Genomic DNA, 18,957 nt, shown 5'->3' on the forward strand with positions numbered 1-18,957 from the left:
CGGCCCGCTGTGGACTGCGCCACGTTGCGCGTCCTCCGGTTCTGCCGTACCACAACCGGGCCCACAACAGGCGGGTTTTTACGGACATCGACCGACGAATGGCCGCGTGTCCTGGCGCGGTACAACAATCCGCCAGCCTACCCCGCGCAGTATGACAACCCGATCACGGGGCGCGGTCCGGAAGGACCCCGCTGAGCAGGAACGCAACGCTCCGCTCCGTCTCCGTCCATGCCTTGGTGTCGAGTCCCACGGACTGCAGCAGGGCGCACTCGACCCGGTAGCCGTGCTCCGTCAGGTCCCTGCCCACGAGTTCGGCCGCGTCGCGGGTCGCGGCGTGCGCGACGATGCGCTGCGGACGGCGGTCGGCGACGGCGGAGACCACGGCCGCTCCCCCGCCGCCGACCCGGACGACGTCGGGCTCGGGGAGGTTCTCCAGGACGTGCGGGGCGGTGCCGTGGACGATCTGGAGCTGGACGCCGAAGTGACGCGCCGTGGCCTCGGTACGGGCGCAGGCGTCGGGGGCCCGGTCCACGGCGATGACGGCGGCGCCGCCCCGGGCGGCCTCGGTCGCGAAGGCGCCGCTGCCGCAGCCGATGTCCCACACGAGGTCGCCGGGACGGGGTCCGAGCCGGGCGAGTTGGGCCGTGCGCAGCAGTTCGGTCTCGCCCTCGCCGAGGTCACCGCCGTACGCCTCGGCGGGCAGCGACCAGCCGCGCGGTCCGGCGGCGGGGTCGCGGCCGGCGATCCAGCCGGCGGCGTCGCCCGGGGCGCCCGGCCCGGTGCTCCCGCCGACGACGATGACGACGTTCGGGTCGCGCCAACTGTGGTCGGCGGCCTTCTCGGAGGTGACGACGGTGACCTGTTCGCGCGAGGTGCCGAGTTCCTCGCAGATGACGAAGGTGCGGTGGATGCCCTCCATGAGCAGGCCGAGTTCGGCGGGACCGGCACCGGGTGAGGTGAGGACGGCGACCTTGGTGTGGGCTCGGCATACGTTCACCGCGCGCCGCAGGGTGCGGGGGTGGGCGACGACCACATGGGCGTCGTCCCAGGGCATGCCGGCGCGGGCGAAGGCGGCGGCGACGGAGGAGACGGCCGGGACGACCTCGACCTCCAGGCCGAACTCGGGGGCCCGCAGGGTGCGTACGACGCCGAAGAAGCCGGGGTCGCCGTCGGCGAGGACGACCGCGGTGCCCCGGTGGGCGGCGATGCGGCGGGCGGCGAGGGCCACACTGCCGAGACGGACGCGTTCGGCGGCGGGCGGCACCTCGGGGAGCGCGAGGTGGTGGGCGGCGCCGGCCACGAGGGTGGCCGCACCCAGTGCGGAGCGTGCCGCGGCGGTCAGCGGCGAACCGTCCCAGCCGATCACCGTGACCCGGTCGGCCATCGTCGTCAGTCTCCAGGGGTCTTGCAGGTCGTGTCGCGGAAGCGTTCGCGGGCGCGCCTCGTGAGGGTACCCGGTGCGGCCCCGGGGCGGGGCGACGGCACCGCCGGCCCCATGGATCAGTTCCAGTCGGTGAAGGTGCTGAAACCGGCCTCGCCGGTCAGCGGTCCGGCGGCGCCCTCGAGGTCTTCCGGCAGCAGGCTCCACACGATGAAGTCGGTGCGCACGTCCGTCCACCCGTTCTCCTCGGTGCGGACGCGGGCTATGCAGGCGTTGCGCAGGACGCCCTCGCTGATGCAGCCGATCTTCTGGGCGACCTGCTGGGAGGCGGTGTTGTCGGCGGCGGTGCGCAGTTCGATGCGTTCGAGCTTCTGGTCGCCGAAGAGCCACTGGGCGGTGGCGAGCGCCGCCTCCGACGCGTAGCCCTCGCCGCGCGCCCAGGGGGCGACGATGTACGAGAGTTCGGTGGAGCGCACATGCCAGTTGGTCTTGGTGAGCTGGATGACGCCGACCAGCCGCTGGGTGAGGAACTCGGTGACGGCCAGGTCGAGTCCCCGGCCCGCCGTGCGCTCGGCGGGGGCGTACTCGCCGATCCAGGTGCGGGCGGCCTGCTCGGTGAAGGGCTGCGGGACGTGGGTCCAGGCGGCGACCTGCTCGTCGTTCATCATGGCGGCCAGGGCGGGGGCGTCGTCCTCGTCGAGGGGGCGCAGCACCAACCGCTCCGTGCTGATGGAGATGTTGGGGAAGGTGCTCGTCATGCGCCGCTCCGTAACCTGTGTAACCGTCAGGGCCTGCTCGAACTGCCCAGCATGCAGCATGTAAGCACTCAACCACACCACGGGGTCCACTCCGGCTGAGCGGACCCCGTGCGCGGGTGGAGGGGGTCAGAACGAGGGCAGCACGGCGCCGTCGTACGTGTCCTCGATGAACTTCTTGACCTCGGGCGAGGTGAGCAGCTTCGCGAGCTTCTTCACCCGCGGGTCGTCCTCGTTCCCCTCCTTGACGGCGAGGAGGTTGTTGTTCGGGTTGTCCTTGGCGGACTCCAGGACGAGGGCGTCCTTCGCGGGCTTGAGGTCGGCCTCGATGGCGTAGTTGCCGTTGACCACCGCCGCGTCCACGTCGTCCAGGGAGCGCGGCGTGGTGGCCGCCTCCAGCTCCTTGAACTTGAGCTTCTTCGGGTTCTCGGTGATGTCCGCCGGGGTCGCCGTGGTGCCGACGCCGTCCTTGAGCTTGATGAGCCCGTTGGCGGCCAGCAGCTGGAGGGCGCGGCCCTCGTTGACGGTGTCGTTGGGGACGGCGACGGTCGCACCGCTCTTCAGGTCCGCGGCCTTGTCGACCTTGTGGGAGTACAGGCCGAGGGGCTCCAGGTGCACGTCGACGACGGACACGATGTGGGTGCCGCGCTTCATGTTGAAGTCGTCGAGGTACGGGGTGGTCTGGAAGAAGTTGGCGTCCACCGAGCCGTCCTCCGTGGAGGTGTTCGGCGTGACGTAGTCGGTGACCTCCTTGACCTCCAGGTCGAGGCCCGCCTTCTGCGCCAGGTGGTCCTTGACGTAGGTGAGGATCTCGGCGTGCGGGACGGGGCTGGCGGCGACGACCAGCGGGCCGGAGGTGTCGGAGGCGGCGTCCTTGTCCGAGCCGCAGGCGGACAGCCCGAGGGTGAGGGCTCCGGTGGCGAGGACAGCGGTGGTGATCTTGGCGGTGTTACGCACGAAAAGTGCCTTTCCTTCAGGTGGTGCGGCCCCGCCTGGGGTTCGGCGGGGAGTCTTGAGGGGAGCCGTGGGCGCGCTACGCGACCTTGCTCACGTCGGCCGCGGCGGGCTCCTCGGCCTTGAGCAGCCGCAGCCGGGGCGCGACGCCGGAGCGTCCGCCGCGGCGGTGCAGGGCGCGGGCGGCGGCGTCGCCGGCGAACTGGATGAGCGAGATGGCGACGGCGAGGATCGCGACGGTCACCCACATCAGGCCGGACTCGAAGCGGTTGTAGCCGTAGCGGACGGCGAGGTCGCCGAGGCCGCCGCCGCCGACGGTGCCGGCCATGGCGGAGTAGCCGATGAGGGCGATGACCGTGGTCGTGGTGGACGCGATCAGCGACGGCAGCGCCTCGGGGACCAGGACCTTGCGGACCACGGTCCAGGTGTTGCCGCCCATGGCCTGCACGGCCTCGACGAGTCCGCCGTCGACCTCGCGGACCGCCGTCTCGACCAGGCGCGCGAAGAAGGGGATGCCGCCGATGGCGAGCGGCACGATCGCGGCCTCGCTGCCGATGGTGGTGCCGGTGACCCAGCGGGTGAAGTTCATCAGCGCGACCATGAGGATGATGAACGGCAGCGAGCGGCCGATGTTCACGATCTGGCCGATGACCTTGTTCACCACGGTGTTCTGCAGCAGGCCGCCCTTGTCGGTGAGGACCAGCAGGATGCCGAGCGGGAGTCCGCCGACCACGGCGATCAGGGTGGACCAGCCGACCATGATCAGGGTCTCCCGACAGGCCTGCTCCAGCAGGGGCTGCATCTCGGACCAGGTCACTTGGCACCTTCCTTCACCAGCACCGGCCGGCCTTCGTTCGTCGTCTCGACGTTCACCACGTCGATCTGGAGACCCTGCTCGCGCAGGAAGCCGACGGGCACGACGTTGTCCTCGTAGCGGCCGGGCAGTTCGATGCGCATGCGACCGACCTGGAGTCCGCCGACGGTGTCGATGGCGGCGCCCAGGATCGATATGTCGATGTTGTAGGTGCGCGACAGCTGGGAGATGACCGGCTGGGTGGCGGCCTCGCCGTGGAAGGTGACGTCGAGGACGGTGCGGTCCTCGCCGGACGGGTCACCGCCGACCGGGAAGAGGGCGGCGGCCAGTTCGGAGCCGGGCGTCGCCAGCAGGTCGCTGACGGTGCCGGACTCGACGATGCGCCCCTTGTCCATGAGCGCCGCGGAGTCGCAGATGCTCTTGACGACGTCCATCTCGTGGGTGATGAGCAGGACGGTCAGGCCGAGCTGCCGGTTGAGGTCGCGCAGCAGCTGGAGGATGGAGCGGGTGGTCTCCGGGTCGAGGGCGCTGGTGGCCTCGTCGGAGAGCAGGACCTTGGGGTCGCCGGCCAGGGCGCGGGCGATGCCGACGCGCTGCTTCTGGCCGCCGGAGAGCTGGGCGGGGTAGGACTTGGCCTTGTCCGCGAGTCCGACCAGGTCGAGCAGTTCGAGCGCCTTGCGGGAACGTTCCTTCCCGGTCGTGCCGAGGATCTCCAGCGGCAGTTCGACGTTGTCCTGAACGGTGCGCGAGGAGAGCAGGTTGAAGTGCTGGAAGACCATGCCGATGCGGCTGCGCGCCTGACGCAGTTCCTTGCCGGCGCGGGGGCCGCGGCCGGCCAGCGCCGTGAGGTCCTGGCCGGCGACGGTGACCGTGCCGGCGGTGGGACGTTCCAGGAGGTTGACGCAGCGGATGAGCGAGGACTTGCCGGCGCCGGACTGGCCGATGACGCCGTACACCTCGCCCTCGCGGACGTGCAGGTCGACGCCGTCCAGGGCGGTGACCTCGCGGCCGCGGGAGCGGTAGACCTTGGTGAGGCCCGATGTGGTGATCACGTGGGTTTCCGTCACTGTCGAGTGCGCGGCGCGCTGGTGTGCGCCGGGCACGGGGGCGTTGTTCTTCGGGGTTCCGGGACCTTCGGAACGCGGCACGGTTCTCGCGGTGGCGACGCGCGGTGGCGGTGGGACCGGGGAGAACGTGTGCGGGGCGTGGCTCGGCCGCGGGCGCGGAGCGCGGGGGCGGACCGGAGCGGGCGCTCGCTTCGGGGCGCGAGGCTCAGGTGGTGCGGGGGCCCTCTAGAAGGCGCACATTCGACACATACAACGAGCACCGGGCGTCATCGTCGCCTCGGTCGCAGGGGTGCGGTCGCTCGTCGTGCTCATGCGATCAGTAAAGCAGACGTATCGTCCCGGCCGGAGACGGCTGTCCGGATGCTGGACAACCGTGGGCGGTGACCGGACGCCCGCGCCGCGTCCGCGCGGGGCGCGGGTCCCGGCGGGCGCCGCGGTGACCAGTGGCGACAAGGGCGCCGCGCCGCTGTCCCCGGGCCGGGTCCCGGCCGGGTGTCCCGCCGGGTTGTGGCCAACACCACGACGCCCCCGGCCCCGGCGGCGTCGGGCGGGGCCGGGGGCGGCGGGGCTTTCGGTGCGTAATAAGGTCGCTGCCATGCTTGACGTCCTGACGCTGGTGACCGGGGTCGCCGCGCTGCTGCTCGCCGCCTGGTGCGGCTGGGCGGCCTACCGTGACCAGCCGACGAAGGACTGGCACTTCATCGGCATGGCCGTGGTCTCGGTGCTGGCGCTGATCCAGCTGATCGCGGGGATCGTGCTGCTGGCGCGGGGCGAGGAGCCGGAGCAGGGCACCACGATCTTCGTGGCCTATCTGCTGGGCGCCTTCGCCTGCGTCCCGGCGGCGGGCTTCATGTCGCTGGCCGAGCGCACCCGCTGGGGATCGGTGACGGTCGCCGCCGGCGGCGTCGTCCTCGCCGTCCTCGAAGTGCGGCTGTTCGACATCTGGGGAGGCTGAGATGGCGGCGACGGATGAGCGGCCGGCCCGCGAGCGGCTGATCAGCGGCCCGGGCATCCTGCTGGTGTGGCTGTACGGGGTGATGGTCGTCGGCGCGGTGTCGCGGTCCGCGTACCAGATCGCGACCGAGTTCGACCGGGCACCGCTCGCCTACACGCTCTCCGCCCTCGCGGGCGTCGTCTACGGCTTCATCACCTACACCCTGGTGCGCGGCGGCGAGACGGCCCGCAAGGCGGCGCTGGTGTGCTGCGCCGCCGAGCTGGTGGGCGTCCTCGCCGTCGGCACCTGGACCCTGGCGGAGCCGTCGGCCTTCCCCGACGCGACCGTGTGGTCGGACTTCGGGATGGGCTATCTCTTCATCCCGGTGCTGCTGCCGCTGTCCGCCCTGTACTGGCTGCGCCGGGCCCGCACCGCGTAGCCGTCCGCCGCTCAGGCGGTGGTCGCGTACGCCCCGGCCGCCTTCTCCAGGACGATCATGGGGACCCCGTCCGCGCCCTGCGCCGTCCCCACCGTCTCGTAGCCGACCCGCCGGTACAGCCGCAGGTTGCTCTCGCTGCGGTGACCGGTGTGCAGGCGGAAGCGCTTGGCGCCGCGCTCCCCGGCGAGCGCCGCCTCCGCGGCCCGCAGCAGCCGGGCGCCGATGCCGTGTCCCTGGAGGCGGGGGTGGACGCAGAGCTTGCCGATGGACGCGGCCCCGTCCTCGGTCACCCGCCCGCGTACCGTGCCGACGACCTCGTCGCCGAGCCGCGCGACGTAGACGCAGTCGCCGGCGACCTCCTCGCGCACGGAGTCCAGGGTCTGGACGAGCGGGTCGATGCGGTAGTTGCCGTACAGCGCCGCCTCGCTCTGGAAGCAGAGGTACTGCAGTCGGAAGATCTGCTCGGCATCCTGCTCGGTCGCCGCCGAGATGGTCACGCTCATGCCCATGTGTGCATGCCTCCCGCTCACCTGATCCGCTGTGGTCCCCCACTCCTATCCCCGTCCTCAGCGCACCGCAACCTCCGGCGTCAGCAATCGACGCAGACATCCCAGACATCGGGAACGTTCCGGGCCGAGACTGCCCTGTGAGATACCCAACTCCCCCGCGATCTCCCGGTATGTGAGGTCGTCCGGGGACAGCAGGGCCTCGATCAGCCGGGGACAGCGGCCGGGCAGCCGGCGCACGGCGGTGCGCAGGGCGCGGCGGCGGGCCGCGGCGAGGACGAGCTGTTCCGGTTCGCGCTCGGCGGCGTCGGCGGGTTCGGTGGCGTACGGCCGCTCGGCGCGGCGGGTGCGACGGGCGCGGCGCGCCTCGGCGCGCACGGCGGCGCGCAGCCAGCCGTACGGGTCGCGGGGCGGCCCCTCGGTCGCCAGCCGTTCGAGGAGCCGCAGCCAGACGGCCTGTTCCAGGTCGCCGGGCTCGGCTCCGGACGCGTGTGCCTCGGCCGAGGCCTCGGCGGCGAGCAGGGGGCGCAGGGTGGCGACCAGGTCGGGTGTCACATGCGGGTCGACGCGACCGCCCGGGCGGTGGGTTGCCCGGGCGGCCTCAGGTCACCCCATCCGGGCTCGTGCGCCCGGCTGTTGACGCGTCAGCCGGCGAGGAAGTCCTCGCGGGCCAGCACGCCGGTGTCGGGGTGGTCGGTGAAGACGCCGTCGATGCCGGTGGCGAAGTAGGCGCGGAAGGCGCCGAACACGTCGCCGTAGGCGTCGGGGTCGCCGCCCTTGCGGAAGTCCGCGGGCAGGAAGGGGTTCTCGTTGCGCATCGTGTACGGGTGCAGGATCAGGCCCGCGCGGTGCGCGTCGCGGACCAGCGTGGTCGGCTCGGTGAGCCGCCCGGCGGAGTCCTTCGGGATGATCAGGTCCAGGGTCGGGCCGATCCCCTGGGCGTAGGAGGCGATCTCCTTCAGGCCCGCGGGCGTGACGAGGTCGGCGGTGGTGCGCGGGTCGCCGCTCTCCACGAAGTCCCAGGGACGGCTCTTGGCGCCGGAGAGCAGGACGGCCAGCGGGTTGCCGACGAGCCTGCTCATGCGCTGGATGCTGGTGGGCTCGAAGGACTGGATGATGACGGGCGAGTTCTTCCGGTCCTTGCCGTACTTGCGCAGCAGCCGCGCCAGGCGCTCCTCCGTCGCGAGGCCCAGCTTGCGGAAGTAGGTGGGGTGCTTGAGTTCGGGGTAGATCCAGACCTGCTTGCCGCGCTCGCGGGTCTGCTCGTTCTGCCAGCGCAGCACCTCTTCGAAGGTGGGGATCTCCCAGCGGCCGTCGTAGAGGGTGTTGTGCGGGCGGTTGGCCGGGATGCGCTCGGTGGCGCGGAGCGTCTTGAGCTCGGCCAGGGTGAAGTCCTCGGTGAACCAACCGGTGGTGGAGACCCCGTCGAGCAGCTTGGTGCGCTTGCGGTCGGCGAACTCGGGGTGGTCGGCGACGTCCGTGGTGCCGCCGATCTCCGGCTCGTGCCGGCAGACGAGGTGTCCGTCCTTGGTCGGGACCAGGTCACCGGCCTCGACGATGTCGGCCCCCATGTCGAGGGCGAGTTCGTAGGCGCCGAAGGTGTGCTCGGGGCGGTAGCCGCTGGCCCCGCGGTGGCCGATGACCGTCGGGACGGGCAGGCCCTTCACGCCCCCGCCGCGTCCGCCGCCGTGCCGGGCGTCGGCGGCTCTCGCCGTGCCGGACAGACCGAGTACGGCTCCGCCGGCGCCGAGCACCGCCGCCCCGAGGAGCGCCCGCCGTCCGGTGCCGCCCGTCTGCTCGTCCGACTCCTGCGTTCCCATCAGGGCCTCCTGTCGTTGACCGTCGGTGCGGGCCGATCGTAGGGGCGCGTACATGACGAGTGGGAGACCGCCGCGGGAACACGGAGGTGCGTCGGGATGTCGTACGGGCGTGGAGTGACCGGTGGGGCGGGACGTGTGACGCGCCGTCGGCTTCGGAGCGGCCGGCCGGGGTACGCGGTCGGTACCGCGAGTCCCGCCGGGCCGCCCCCGCGTCCGCGCGACGGCTCCGCACCGCAGGTGAACGCATGTCAACACGGCGTGATATCCGGGTGACCCGACGTGCGCCACCCCCCGCGCCGCGAGTAATGTCCTCACCTGCACAGACTCATACCGCATCCCCGACACCGGAGGACCCGTTGTCCCGCTTCGCGCTCATCAAGGCAGTGCTCGGACCGATCATGCGCCTGATGTTCCGCCCACGGGTGGAGGGCGTGGAGAACATTCCGGGCGACGGTCCGGTGATCCTCGCCGGGAACCACCTCACCTTCATCGACTCGATGATCCTCCCGCTGGTCTGCGACCGGCAGGTCGTCTTCATCGGCAAGGACGAGTACGTCACCGGCAAGGGCCTCAAGGGCAGGCTGATGGCGTGGTTCTTCACCGGCGTCGGCATGATCCCGGTCGACCGGGACGGCGGCCGGGGCGGGGTCGCGGCCCTGATGACCGGCCGGCGGGTGCTGGAGGAGGGCAGGATCTTCGGCATCTACCCGGAGGGCACCCGCTCCCCCGACGGCCGTCTCTACCGCGGCCGCACCGGCATCGCCCGGCTCACGCTGATGACCGGCGCGCCCGTCGTCCCCTTCGCCATGATCGGTACCGACAAGCTCCAGCCGGGCGGCGCGGGTCTGCCCCGGCCGGGCAAGGTCACGGTCCGCTTCGGCGAGGCGATGGAGTTCTCCCGCTACGAGGGCATGGACCGCGACCGCTACGTCCTGCGGGCCGTGACCGACTCGGTGATGACCGAGGTCATGCGGCTGTCCGGGCAGGAGTACGTCGACATGTACGCGAGCAAGGCGAAGGCGGCGTAGGGCCGGGGAACGCGGCGGCGCGAGGCCGCCGGTCGCACGGACACGGACGGCGGGCCGCCGGTGAGCGGCCCGCCGTCGGTGTGTGTCCCGCGGTCGGTGTGTGTCCCGCGGTTTCGTTGTGTGTCCCTCCACCGGTCTGTGCGGCCCTCGGGCCGCCCGGTGGCTACGGGTGTTCCACCCCGTCCTCCAGGCGCTGGCCCCGCAGCAGGAACCAGGCGGCTCCGGCGGCGGCCAGCAGCACCGCCGCGCCGACGCCCGCCGCGAGGGTCAGGCCGTCGACGAACGCCTGACGGGCGGCGTCCAGCAGCGCCCCGGCCGTCGGGCCCGGCAGGTGGGCGGCGACCTCCACCGCGCCGCCCAGTGACTCGTGGGCGGCGGCCGGGGTACCGGCCGGGCCGGTGAAGTCCCGGTAGACGCCGGTCACGATGGAGCCGAGCACGGCGATGCCCAGTGCGGCACCGAGTTCGTAGGCCGTCTCGGAGACCGCGGAGGCGGCGCCCGCCTGCTCCTTGGGCACGCTGGAGAGGATCACGTCGGCGGTGACGGTGAAGGAGAGTCCCGCGCCGACGCCGACGACCAGCAGGGCGGCACCGAGCAGCGGATATCCGGTGTGCTGGCCGATGACGGTCAGCGCGGCCAGCGCCAGGCCGACGGCGGCCAGTCCGCCGGAGACGACCGCGCGGACCGAGAAGCGTCGGGCGGCACGGCCGGCGATCAGGCCGGCCACCACCGCGCCGACCGCGGCGGGCAGTTCGGCCAGGCCCGCCTCGAACGGGCGCCTGCCCTGCACCAGTTGCAGGTACTGGGAGAGGAAGAACACCAGCCCGGACAGGCCCAGGATGGTCAGCAGGTCGGCGAGAACCGCGCCGCTGAAGCCGCGACTGCGGAACAGCCGCATGTCGAGCAGCGGGGCCGGCATGGTCAGCTGCCGGCGGACGAAGCCGTAGAGCGCGGCGGCGCCCAGCAGGCCCACGCCGAGCGTGAGCCAGGCGAAGCCGTGCGCCGCGGTCTCCTTGACGGCGTACACGACACCGACCATGCCCACCAGGGAGAGGACGACGCTGCGCAGGTCCCACGGACCGGGGTTCGGATTGCGCGACTCAGGCAGCAGCTTGATGCCGACGAGGACCAGCACGGCCATCACGGGCAGGTTGATGAGGAAGACCGAGCCCCACCAGAAGTGCTCCAGCAGGAAGCCGCCGACGACCGGGCCGACCGCCGCGCCCGCCGAGGCCGCGGCGCCCCAGATGCCGACGGCGAGGCTGCGCTCGCGCGGGTCGTGGAAGAGGTTGCGGATCAGCGCCAGGGTGGCGGGCATCAGGGTGGCGCCGGCGACGCCTAGCAGGGCCCGGGCGACGATCATCAGCTCGGGGGTGTGCGCGTAGGCGTTGAGGACGGAGATCGCGCCGAACGCCGTGGCGCCGATGAGCAGGATCCGCTTGCGGCCGATCCGGTCGCCGAGGCTGCCCATGGAGACGAGCAGTCCGGCGATGACGAAGGAGTAGACGTCGCCGATCCAGAGCAGCTGGGTGCCGGAGGGGGCGAGGTCCTCACTGATGTAGGGGGTCGCGAGACCGAGCACGGTCGCGTCGACGGCCACCAGCAGTACGGCCAGCACGAGGACGGACAGCGCCAGCCAGCGGCCGGGGCGCTTCACCGCCTCGGTCGTCTGCGCCGACTGCAGGGTGCGGGTCATGGTTCACTCTCTCCGAAGTGCGCCGCCGAGCAGCAGCTCGACGATCATGTGGTTGAAGTCGTTGCGTGCGACCCGGCCCTCGGCCACGGCCCAGGCACCGGCGCCCAGCAGGCCGTACAGGGCCTCGGTGAGCCAGGCCGGGGTGAGGTCGATGCGGAACTCGCCGCTCTCCTGTCCCCGGCGGAACAGGTCGGTGAGCCGGGCGTCGATGCGGGCCCAGCCCGCGTTCTGCTCCTCGCCCTCGAACAGCTGGTTCTCCGTGTAGAGGAAGGCCAGCAGGGCGGCGGAGGGCTCGATCGCGCGGACCAGCCGGCGCACCGCGCCGGCCGCCGGCCCGTCGTCCGGGCGGGCCGCCTCCAGGGCGGCCTCGCACTCGGCGATGCCCAGTTCTTCGAGCGCCCGGACGAGGGCGTCGCGTCCGGCGAAGTGCCGGTGCAGCGTGGCCCGGCTGATCCCGGCGGCCCTGGCGACCTCGTCCATGGTCGCGGTGGATTTCCGGGTCAGCAGGGCCGCGGCGCTGCGCAGTACCTGTTCACGATCGACGGCCATGCAACAACGATAACCCATATGAGACATCTTTGTCTCACGCAGGGCATGCGTGACTCACCTCTCACGGTCGGTCACGTCTCCGGGGAGCCGGTGCCGGGGCAGCCGCCCGCGCAGCATCAGTGCCGGGGCAGCCGCCAAGCGCCGATCAGTGCCAGGGCAGCCGCCGGCGCCGCATCAGTGCCAGGGCAGCCGCCCGCGCCGCTCCCAGTACGCGTGCGGGTCCTCCACCAGCGCGCCCAGGCGTGCCACCTGGTCGTCGTCCAGGTCGACCACGGCGGCGTGCAGGTTGGAACCGAGCTGGTTGACGGTCGCCGCGCCGGAGAGGACGACGCCGGCCCAGGGCTGCCGCAGGATCAGCGCGAGGGCGACCGCGTCGCAGCCCAGGGTCGTCTCCTCCGCGACGGCCCTCAGCGGCTCGGGGGCGTGCGGCTCGGCGAGGCGGCCGTTGGCCATGCCCTCCTTGACGATCACCGTGAGGCCGGCCTCGTGCGCCTCGGCCAGCGCGGGCCCGGCGGAGGTCTCCAGGACGTTGTACGTCGACTGGACGGTGCGGAAGAGGGGCTCGCCGTCGACGGTCACGGCGAGCGCGGCGCGGATGGCGTCGGCCTGGGCGGGGCCGCTGGTGGAGAAGCCGACGGTGACACCGCGCGCGGCGGCCTCCGCCAGCTTCGCGTGCAGGTCCTTGTCGGTGAGGGCCGGGCTGTCGGGGGTCAGCGAGTGGATCTGGTACAGGTCGAGCCGCTCGCCGAGCAACGCGTCGCTCTCGGCGCGCTGCCGCTCGTAGGTGGCGACGCCGTGGTCCTTGACCTCGTGCCGCTCGGCGTCGGTGGACCAGTCGGCCGTGTAGGTGTAGCCCCATTTGCTGCCGACGACGACGTCGTCGACGTCGGGGCGGTCCCGGAGCCAGTCGGCCAGGAACTCCTCCGAGCGGCCGTAGGAGCGGGCCGCGTCGAAGTAGCGGACACCCTGCGCGTAGGCGGCGTCGAGGAGGTCGTGGGTGCGCTCGCGCAGCGCCTCGACGGTGCGGTCCGCTCCGAGGTCCCGGTCACGGCCGAGGTTGATGTAGCCGGGGCGGCCGACGGCGGCGAGACCCAGGCCGATGTGACAGGTGGGGGTGGTCGCCGCGGCCAGGCGGGCGAAGGGCATCGCGGGCTCCGTTCGGTCGAGTGCTGAAGCTGCTGACCAACGTATCCGCGATGCCCCTCGGGCACACCGGCTGCCGTGTCCCCTCCGCCACCCCTGGCGGCTACTTCTTGGCGTCCGCCCAGGCGTGCTGGGCCGCCACGTCCGCCTTCACCTCGGCGAGCTGCACGGCGACCGCGCCGGGCGCCGTGCCGCCGCGCCCGCTGCGGGAGGCGAGGGCGCCGGGGACGTCGAGGACGCTGCGGACCTCCGGGGTGAGGTGGGGGGAGATCTTGGCGAACTGCTCGTCGGTCAGCTCGTCCAGCTCCTTGCCCTCGGCCTCGGCGACCTTCACGCACTCGCCGGCCACCTCGTGCGCGACACGGAACGGCACGCCCTGCCGCACCAGCCACTCGGCGATGTCCGTGGCGAGCGAGAACCCGGCCGGGGCCAGCTCCTCCATGCGCTCGCGGTGCACGGTGAGGGTGGCCATCATGCCGGTGAAGGCGGGGAGCAGGATCTCCAGCTGGTCGATGGAGTCGAAGACCGGCTCCTTGTCCTCCTGGAGGTCGCGGTTGTACGCGAGCGGGAGGGCCTTGAGGGTGGCCATCAGGCCGGTGAGGTTGCCGATGAGGCGGCCGGACTTGCCGCGGGCCAGCTCGGCGATGTCCGGGTTCTTCTTCTGCGGCATGATCGACGAGCCGGTGGAGAAGGCGTCGTGCAGCGTGACGAAGGAGAACTCCTTCGTGTTCCAGATGATGATCTCCTCGGCGATCCGGGAGACGTTGACACCGATCATCGCGGTGATGAAGGCGAACTCGGCGACGAAGTCGCGGGAGGCCGTGCCGTCGATGGAGTTGCCGGCGCTGCCGCGCTCGAAGCCCAGGTCGCGGGCGACCGCCTCCGGGTCCAGGCCGAGGCTGCTGCCCGCGAGCGCCCCCGAGCCGTACGGCGACACGGCCGTGCGCTCGTCCCACTGGCGCAGCCGCTCCGCGTCCCGCCCGAGCGCCTGGACATGGGCGAGGACGTGGTGGGCGAAGAGCACCGGCTGGGCGTGCTGGAGGTGGGTGCGGCCGGGCATCGCCACGTCCGGGTGGGCCTCGGCCAGGCCGATCAGCGCGTCCTGGAGGTCGGCGATCAGGCCGCCGACGATCCGGGCGTGGTCCCGCAGGTACATCCGGAAGAGGGTGGCCACCTGGTCGTTGCGGGAGCGGCCGGCGCGCAGCTTGCCGCCGAGGTCGGGTCCGAGGCGTTCCAGCAGCCCCCGCTCCAGGGCGGTGTGGACGTCCTCGTCGGCGATGGTGCCGGTGAAGGAGCCGTCGGCGACGTCGGACTCCAGCCGGTCGAGCCCGGCGATCATCCGGGTCAGCTCGTCCTCGGTGAGCAAGCCCGCCCCGTGCAGCACGCGCGCGTGGGCGCGGGAGCCGGCGATGTCGTAGGGGGCGAGCCGCCAGTCGAAGTGGACGGACGCGGACAGCTTCGCCAGCGCCTCGGCGGGACCGTCGGCGAAACGGCCGCCCCAGAGCCGGACGTCACCGCTGTTGCTGCTCACTTGGGTCGCTCCTCAGGCCGTCGGTGCGCCACCGCCTTCACGGTCTACCTCCGGTGGCATGCATGAGTATGCAGAGGTCTGCATGATTCGTCAATTCGAGGCCCCGATCACGTCGGACGCGGTCGTCGCCCCCCATGGTGAGGGCGTCGCCCGCATGGTGAGACCCGTCCGTACGACTGTCGGACAGGCGCACTGCGGTCACCCATACTCGTCAGACATGGGAAAGACTTATGAACGCATAGACGGCAGACTCCGCACGTTCATCGAGGCGCAGCCCGTCTTCTTCACCGCCACCGCCCCCTTGGCGGGCGACGGCACCGTCAACCTCTCCCCCAAGGGCCTCACCGGCAGCTTCGCCGTGCTCGACGAACTCACCGTCGCCTACCTGGACTTCGCCGGGTCCAACGCCGAGACCATCGCCCACCTGCGCGAGAACGGACGGATCACGCTGATGTGGTGCGCCTTCCAGGGGCCGCCGAACATCGTCCGGGTGCACGGCCGCGGCGAGCCGGTCTTCCGCGACGACCCGCGCTTCCCCGCACTGCTCACCCGTTTCCCGGACATCGACCCCGGCGCGCACGGCCTGCGCGCCGTCATCGTGGTGACCGCCGAGCTGATCCGCGACACCTGCGGCTACGGCGTCCCCTTCATGGCGTACGAGTCGGACCGGGATCTGCACGCCAAGCGCTTCGCCCGCGAGGACGACGCCTCGCTCAACGCCTACTTCACCAAGAAGGAGCACATCGCGACCAGCATGGACGGCCTCCCCGGGCTGCCGTTGCCGCTGCCCCCGTCTAGCGTCTGAGCCATGCGCCCCGGTGTCGTCGCCGTCCTCCTGTCCGCTTCCCTCCTCGCGCTCGGTGCCGCGCCCGCGAACGGGCCCGGTCCGCGGCCATTGCCGGCCCGCATGGCGGACACCGGCGGCGGCACCCAGCTGATCACGGCGGTCGCGCCCGCCGCCGGCTCGACCGAGGGCCGGGTGACCTGGTGGGACCGCGTCGGCGGCGGCCGGTGGGTCGAGGCCGGCTCCGCACCCGCCCGCTTCGGCGCGGGCGGGCTGGCCGACGGGACGACCCGCGAGCAGGGCACCCTCACCACCCCTACCGGCCTGTACGACCTGCCGTACGCCTTCGGCATCGCCCCCGCGCCGCGCGGGACGCGGTACCGCTACCGCCCGGTCCGCGAGGAGTCCTGGTGGTGCCAGGACAACGCCTCGCGCTCCTACAACCGCTGGACCGAGCCGCGCCCCGCCGACTGCCGCGCCACCGAGGCCGAGCACCTGATCACCTACTCGGCGCAGTACGCCCACGCCCTGGTCGTCGGCTTCAACTACCACCGCCCGGTGCGCGGCCGGGGCGCGGGCATCTTCCTGCACGTCGACGGGCGGGGCGCGACGGCCGGCTGCGTGTCGGTGCCGGCGGAGGCGATGCGGCGGATCCTGCGGTGGGCCGAACCGGAGGCCCGCCCGCACCTCGCGATCGGCACCTCGGGCGGGGCCACGGCGATCACGCGCTACTGAACGACGGCGCGCCCACCGGCGGCAAGCCGCACGAGGGCGACTCCCCCGCCGCGGGCAGGCGCTGAACGCTCCGGGGAGACGGCGCGTATCTGTGGGCCAAGGGCCGAGTCCCACGGAGGAACCGTGACCACCACGCTCGCCGGCGGCCGTGCCGCCCGTCGTCAGACGATGCGGCGCATCCGTCCACGCCGCTCCCCCGCCGTCCCCCTGCTGCTCGCCGTGTGGGCGGGCGCGGCGGGCGTGTTGTGGCTGTGGTGGCGCAACACGCCCGCCATCTCCGACCGGACCGGCATGATCCTCAACGCGGGCCGGATCACCGGCCTGCTCGCCGGGTACCTGATGGCGCTGGTGGTGCTCCAGATGGCCCGGGTGCCCGCGCTGGAGCGGCGGGTGGGCTCCGACCGGGTCGCCCGCTGGCACGCCATGTCCGGCCGCTACGTCCTCTGCCTGGTCCTCGCCCACATCTTCCTGATCATGTGGGGTTACGCCGCCCAGGCCGGCAAGGGCCTGGGCGACATCGTGGGGCAGACGGTCGACTCGGTGAACCAACTGCCCGACCTGGGCAAGGCCGCCCTGGGCACCGGGCTCCTGCTCCTGATCGGGCTGCTGTCGGCCGGCCCGGTCCGCCGCCGCATCCCGTACGACGCCTGGTACCACGTCCACCTGCTCACCTACGTGGCGGTCTTCCTGACCTTCTGGCACCAGCTCACCAGCGGCAACGACTTCGCCGTCGAACCGGTCGCCGGGACCGTCTGGTACGCCCTGTACGGCACGGTGACCGCGCTCGTGCTCTGGTACCGCGTCCTGACCCCGCTCCGCCTCAATCTGCGGCACCGCATGCGGGTGGAGGCGGTGATCGAGGAGGCGCCCGGGATCGTGTCGGTGCTGATCGGCGGACGCCGGCTGCACCGGATGGGCGCGGAGGCCGGGCAGTTCTTCCGCTGGCGGTTCCGGGCCCCCGGCATGCGCTTCAGCTCGCACCCGTACTCGCTGTCGGCGGCACCCCGCCCGGACATGCTGCGGATCACCGTCAAGGCGATCGGCGACCACAGCGCGCGGCTGCGCGAGCTGGAGCCCGGCACCCGGGTGTGGGCGGAGGGCCCGTACGGTGCCCTGACCGCCCGGCGCCGCAGCCGCGGCAAGGTGCTGCTGGTGGCGGGCGGGGTCGGCATCACACCGATGCGGGCGCTGTTCGAGACGCTGCCCGGCGCCTCCGGGGACATCACCCTGCTCTACCGGGCCAACAGCACCCAGGACCTGGCCCTGTGGGGCGAGCTGGCGAGGATCGCCGACGAGCGCGGGGCCCGGCTGATGTACGCGGTCAACAGCCCGGACGGGGAGCGTCCGGACATCTCCGCCCAGACGCTGAGCCGCAAGATCCCGGACATCGACCGCCACGACGTCTTCCTGTGCGGGCCGCCCGGTTTCGCCCAGTCGGTCTACGAGGCACTGCGCGGCGCGGGAGTCCCCGCCCGCCGTATCCACCACGAGTCGTTCGAGATGTGAGCGACGGACATCGGGAGTCCAGGTCAGATGAGGAAGAGCCACCCCGTTCGGCGTGCCGTGCTCGCCGGCGCCGCGACCGTGTCCGGGATCGTGCTGCTGCTGTCGTTGAAACCGGCGTCCGACCCGGGCGCCGCCTCCGCGGCCGGCGGCGCGGCCCCGCCGGTGGCCGCGCAGTCGCCCCAGGGCGGGCGGGGTGAGGGTGCCGGCGCGGGCGCCGGTACCTTCACCGGTGACGCCGTCGACACCCAGTACGGGCCCGTGCAGGTCCGGCTCACCGTGAGCGGCGGGAGGATCACGGGCGCGGAGGCCGTCCAGGCGCCTGAGGGCGGACGGAGCACCCAGGTCACCGCGGACGCCGTGCCGAAGCTGAACCAGGCCGCCGTGACCGCCGGCGGCGCCGACATCGACGCCGTCTCCGGCGCCACCTACACCAGCGCCGGGTACAAGCAGTCCCTGCAGTCCGCGCTGGACAAGGCCGGTGGCTGACCCGGTGGCCGGGTCCGCACAGACTCCCGCCGCGGTGCGCCGGGTGGAGGAGACGATGGGGACCGTCTTCTCCTTCGACGTCCGCGGCGGGGAACCGGCGGCCGTACGGGCCGCGCTGGAGGAGGCCGCGGCGGAACTGCGCCGGGTCGACGAGGTGTTCAGCACCTACCGGGAGGACAGCGAGGTCTCCCGGCTGGCGCGCGGCGAGACGACTCTCGCGCGGTGCGCGCCCGAGGTCGCCGACGTGCTGGAGCTGGGCGCCCAGGCGGAGCGGGCGAGCGACGGGTGGTTCAGCACCTCGTTCCGGGGCCGGCTGGACCCGACGGGGATCGTCAAGGGCTGGGCCGTCGAGCGCGCCGCCCGGCACATCGCGGCGGCCGGGGCGAGCGGGGTGAGCGTCAACGGCGGCGGGGACGTGCAGATGCTGGGGGCGCCGGGAGCGGGGCGGCCGTGGCGGGTGGGTGTGTCCGATCCGCTGCGGCCGGGCGGGCTGGCCGCCGTCGTGTCGGCGGCCGGGACCGACGAGTTGGCGGTGGCGACGTCCGGCTCGACGGAGCGGGGCGCGCACATCGTCGATCCCCGCACGGGGCGCTCCGCGGTGACCGACCTGCTGTCGGTGACGGTGGTGGCGCCTCGCCTGACGTGGGCGGACTGCTGGGCGACGGCGGCGTTCGCGATGGGGGCGCGGGAGGGGTTGCGGTGGCTGGAGTCGCTGGACGGGGTGGAGGCGCTGTTGGTGACGGCGGGGGACGAGGTGCGGTGGACCGGAGGGCTGGCCGCCCGTCTGGGCTGAGGCACCTGCGTATCGCTCACCTCACCCGCGCCGGCG

The 18,957-nt window shown here is 72.7% G+C and carries 20 protein-coding genes; 8 read left to right on the forward strand and 12 right to left on the reverse strand.

Annotation, left to right across the window (positions count from 1 at the left end; all coding sequences use genetic code 11):
• Window positions 1–163 precede the first annotated feature (163 nt).
• From cbiE to ACFZP7_RS07335, 5 genes are all read right to left on the reverse strand, one after another.
• On the reverse strand, window positions 164–1,384 hold the full coding sequence (gene cbiE / locus ACFZP7_RS07315; protein ID WP_031016559.1) for a precorrin-6y C5,15-methyltransferase (decarboxylating) subunit CbiE: 1,221 nt from the start codon (window positions 1,382–1,384) through the stop codon (window positions 164–166).
• Window positions 1,385–1,500: 116 nt separating this feature from the next.
• The gene (locus ACFZP7_RS07320) at window positions 1,501–2,139 is read right to left on the reverse strand and encodes a GNAT family N-acetyltransferase (RefSeq protein ID WP_385634097.1); all 639 of its coding nucleotides are present in this window, start codon (window positions 2,137–2,139) and stop codon (window positions 1,501–1,503) included.
• A gap of 126 nt (window positions 2,140–2,265) precedes the next feature.
• Window positions 2,266–3,093, reverse strand: coding sequence for a MetQ/NlpA family ABC transporter substrate-binding protein (locus ACFZP7_RS07325; protein ID WP_385634098.1), 828 nt, complete (start codon window positions 3,091–3,093; stop codon window positions 2,266–2,268).
• Window positions 3,094–3,169: 76 nt separating this feature from the next.
• Window positions 3,170–3,907, reverse strand: coding sequence for a methionine ABC transporter permease (locus tag ACFZP7_RS07330; protein WP_030973262.1), 738 nt, complete (start codon window positions 3,905–3,907; stop codon window positions 3,170–3,172).
• A complete protein-coding gene (locus tag ACFZP7_RS07335; RefSeq protein ID WP_019325147.1) occupies window positions 3,904–4,956 on the reverse strand; it encodes a methionine ABC transporter ATP-binding protein in 1,053 nt (350 codons plus the stop codon). Before ACFZP7_RS07335 ends, ACFZP7_RS07330 begins: the two co-directional genes overlap by 4 nt.
• 610 nt (window positions 4,957–5,566) lie before the next feature.
• On the opposite strand from ACFZP7_RS07335, the gene ACFZP7_RS07340 reads away from it, so the two are divergent.
• Window positions 5,567–5,926, forward strand: a complete 360-nt coding sequence (locus ACFZP7_RS07340) for a hypothetical protein (RefSeq protein WP_019325148.1) — start codon at window positions 5,567–5,569, stop codon at window positions 5,924–5,926.
• A 1-nt stretch (window position 5,927) separates the two neighbouring features.
• A complete protein-coding gene (locus ACFZP7_RS07345) occupies window positions 5,928–6,344 on the forward strand; it encodes a hypothetical protein (RefSeq protein WP_019325149.1) in 417 nt (138 codons plus the stop codon).
• Window positions 6,345–6,355: 11 nt separating this feature from the next.
• Here the strand turns inward: ACFZP7_RS07345 and ACFZP7_RS07350 are convergent, their stop codons facing one another.
• From ACFZP7_RS07350 to ACFZP7_RS07360, 3 genes are all read right to left on the reverse strand, one after another.
• Window positions 6,356–6,853 (reverse strand): GNAT family N-acetyltransferase, encoded by a 498-nt coding sequence (locus ACFZP7_RS07350; RefSeq protein ID WP_019325150.1) that lies wholly within the window; start codon window positions 6,851–6,853, stop codon window positions 6,356–6,358.
• Window positions 6,854–6,910: 57 nt separating this feature from the next.
• Entirely contained in the window at window positions 6,911–7,405 is a 495-nt protein-coding gene (locus tag ACFZP7_RS07355) for a sigma-70 family RNA polymerase sigma factor (RefSeq protein WP_270890484.1), read from the reverse strand.
• An 89-nt stretch (window positions 7,406–7,494) separates the two neighbouring features.
• On the reverse strand, window positions 7,495–8,670 hold the full coding sequence (locus tag ACFZP7_RS07360) for a glycerophosphodiester phosphodiesterase (protein ID WP_385634099.1): 1,176 nt from the start codon (window positions 8,668–8,670) through the stop codon (window positions 7,495–7,497).
• Between the two features lie 356 nt (window positions 8,671–9,026).
• On the opposite strand from ACFZP7_RS07360, the gene ACFZP7_RS07365 reads away from it, so the two are divergent.
• On the forward strand, window positions 9,027–9,698 hold the full coding sequence (locus ACFZP7_RS07365) for a 1-acyl-sn-glycerol-3-phosphate acyltransferase (RefSeq protein ID WP_019325153.1): 672 nt from the start codon (window positions 9,027–9,029) through the stop codon (window positions 9,696–9,698).
• Window positions 9,699–9,861: 163 nt separating this feature from the next.
• Here the strand turns inward: ACFZP7_RS07365 and ACFZP7_RS07370 are convergent, their stop codons facing one another.
• The 4 genes from ACFZP7_RS07370 to argH form a co-directional block, all read right to left on the reverse strand.
• Complete coding sequence (locus ACFZP7_RS07370; protein WP_019325154.1) at window positions 9,862–11,394, reverse strand: MFS transporter; 1,533 nt, start codon at window positions 11,392–11,394, stop codon at window positions 9,862–9,864.
• 3 nt (window positions 11,395–11,397) lie between these two features.
• A complete protein-coding gene (locus ACFZP7_RS07375; RefSeq protein WP_019325155.1) occupies window positions 11,398–11,943 on the reverse strand; it encodes a TetR/AcrR family transcriptional regulator in 546 nt (181 codons plus the stop codon).
• 174 nt (window positions 11,944–12,117) lie between these two features.
• Entirely contained in the window at window positions 12,118–13,089 is a 972-nt protein-coding gene (locus ACFZP7_RS07380) for an aldo/keto reductase (RefSeq protein ID WP_307948563.1), read from the reverse strand.
• A gap of 100 nt (window positions 13,090–13,189) precedes the next feature.
• Entirely contained in the window at window positions 13,190–14,617 is a 1,428-nt protein-coding gene (gene argH / locus ACFZP7_RS07385) for an argininosuccinate lyase (RefSeq protein ID WP_385634100.1), read from the reverse strand.
• 217 nt (window positions 14,618–14,834) lie between these two features.
• On the opposite strand from argH, the gene ACFZP7_RS07390 reads away from it, so the two are divergent.
• The 5 genes from ACFZP7_RS07390 (at window position 14,835) to ACFZP7_RS07410 (ending at window position 18,921) form a co-directional block, all read left to right on the forward strand.
• Window positions 14,835–15,422 carry a pyridoxamine 5'-phosphate oxidase family protein gene (locus tag ACFZP7_RS07390; RefSeq protein ID WP_385634101.1) on the forward strand — a complete coding sequence of 196 codons (588 nt, stop codon included), beginning with the start codon at window positions 14,835–14,837 and terminating at the stop codon, window positions 15,420–15,422.
• Between the two features lie 3 nt (window positions 15,423–15,425).
• Window positions 15,426–16,136, forward strand: a complete 711-nt coding sequence (locus ACFZP7_RS07395; protein WP_385634102.1) for a L,D-transpeptidase — start codon at window positions 15,426–15,428, stop codon at window positions 16,134–16,136.
• A 123-nt stretch (window positions 16,137–16,259) separates the two neighbouring features.
• Window positions 16,260–17,642, forward strand: coding sequence for a ferric reductase-like transmembrane domain-containing protein (locus ACFZP7_RS07400; RefSeq protein WP_385634103.1), 1,383 nt, complete (start codon window positions 16,260–16,262; stop codon window positions 17,640–17,642).
• A 27-nt stretch (window positions 17,643–17,669) separates the two neighbouring features.
• Window positions 17,670–18,128: an FMN-binding protein gene (locus ACFZP7_RS07405; protein WP_046251109.1), complete on the forward strand. Its 459-nt coding sequence runs from the start codon at window positions 17,670–17,672 to the stop codon at window positions 18,126–18,128.
• Between the two features lie 55 nt (window positions 18,129–18,183).
• Window positions 18,184–18,921 (forward strand): FAD:protein FMN transferase, encoded by a 738-nt coding sequence (locus ACFZP7_RS07410; protein ID WP_385638371.1) that lies wholly within the window; start codon window positions 18,184–18,186, stop codon window positions 18,919–18,921.
• The last annotated feature ends 36 nt before the right edge of the window (window positions 18,922–18,957 follow it).

Source organism: Streptomyces sp. SudanB5_2050, from assembly GCF_964272335.1.
Taxonomy (GTDB): Bacteria; Actinomycetota; Actinomycetes; order Streptomycetales; family Streptomycetaceae; genus Streptomyces; species Streptomyces rochei.

Excerpts from the sequence above, each read along its gene's own strand:
- ACFZP7_RS07375 (WP_019325155.1), bottom strand. The coding sequence starts at position 11,943 with ATGGCCGTCGATCGTGAACAGGTACTGCGCAGCGCCGCGGCCCTGCTG.
- ACFZP7_RS07405 (WP_046251109.1), top strand. The coding sequence starts at position 17,670 with ATGAGGAAGAGCCACCCCGTTCGGCGTGCCGTGCTCGCCGGCGCCGCG.
- ACFZP7_RS07350 (WP_019325150.1), bottom strand. The coding sequence starts at position 6,853 with ATGGGCATGAGCGTGACCATCTCGGCGGCGACCGAGCAGGATGCCGAG.
- ACFZP7_RS07320 (WP_385634097.1), bottom strand. The coding sequence starts at position 2,139 with ATGACGAGCACCTTCCCCAACATCTCCATCAGCACGGAGCGGTTGGTG.
- ACFZP7_RS07360 (WP_385634099.1), bottom strand. The coding sequence starts at position 8,670 with ATGGGAACGCAGGAGTCGGACGAGCAGACGGGCGGCACCGGACGGCGG.
- ACFZP7_RS07395 (WP_385634102.1), top strand. The coding sequence starts at position 15,426 with ATGCGCCCCGGTGTCGTCGCCGTCCTCCTGTCCGCTTCCCTCCTCGCG.
- ACFZP7_RS07410 (WP_385638371.1), top strand. The coding sequence starts at position 18,184 with ATGGGGACCGTCTTCTCCTTCGACGTCCGCGGCGGGGAACCGGCGGCC.
- ACFZP7_RS07390 (WP_385634101.1), top strand. The coding sequence starts at position 14,835 with ATGGGAAAGACTTATGAACGCATAGACGGCAGACTCCGCACGTTCATC.
- ACFZP7_RS07370 (WP_019325154.1), bottom strand. The coding sequence starts at position 11,394 with ATGACCCGCACCCTGCAGTCGGCGCAGACGACCGAGGCGGTGAAGCGC.
- ACFZP7_RS07345 (WP_019325149.1), top strand. The coding sequence starts at position 5,928 with ATGGCGGCGACGGATGAGCGGCCGGCCCGCGAGCGGCTGATCAGCGGC.
- ACFZP7_RS07340 (WP_019325148.1), top strand. The coding sequence starts at position 5,567 with ATGCTTGACGTCCTGACGCTGGTGACCGGGGTCGCCGCGCTGCTGCTC.
- cbiE (WP_031016559.1), bottom strand. The coding sequence starts at position 1,384 with ATGGCCGACCGGGTCACGGTGATCGGCTGGGACGGTTCGCCGCTGACC.
- ACFZP7_RS07380 (WP_307948563.1), bottom strand. The coding sequence starts at position 13,089 with ATGCCCTTCGCCCGCCTGGCCGCGGCGACCACCCCCACCTGTCACATC.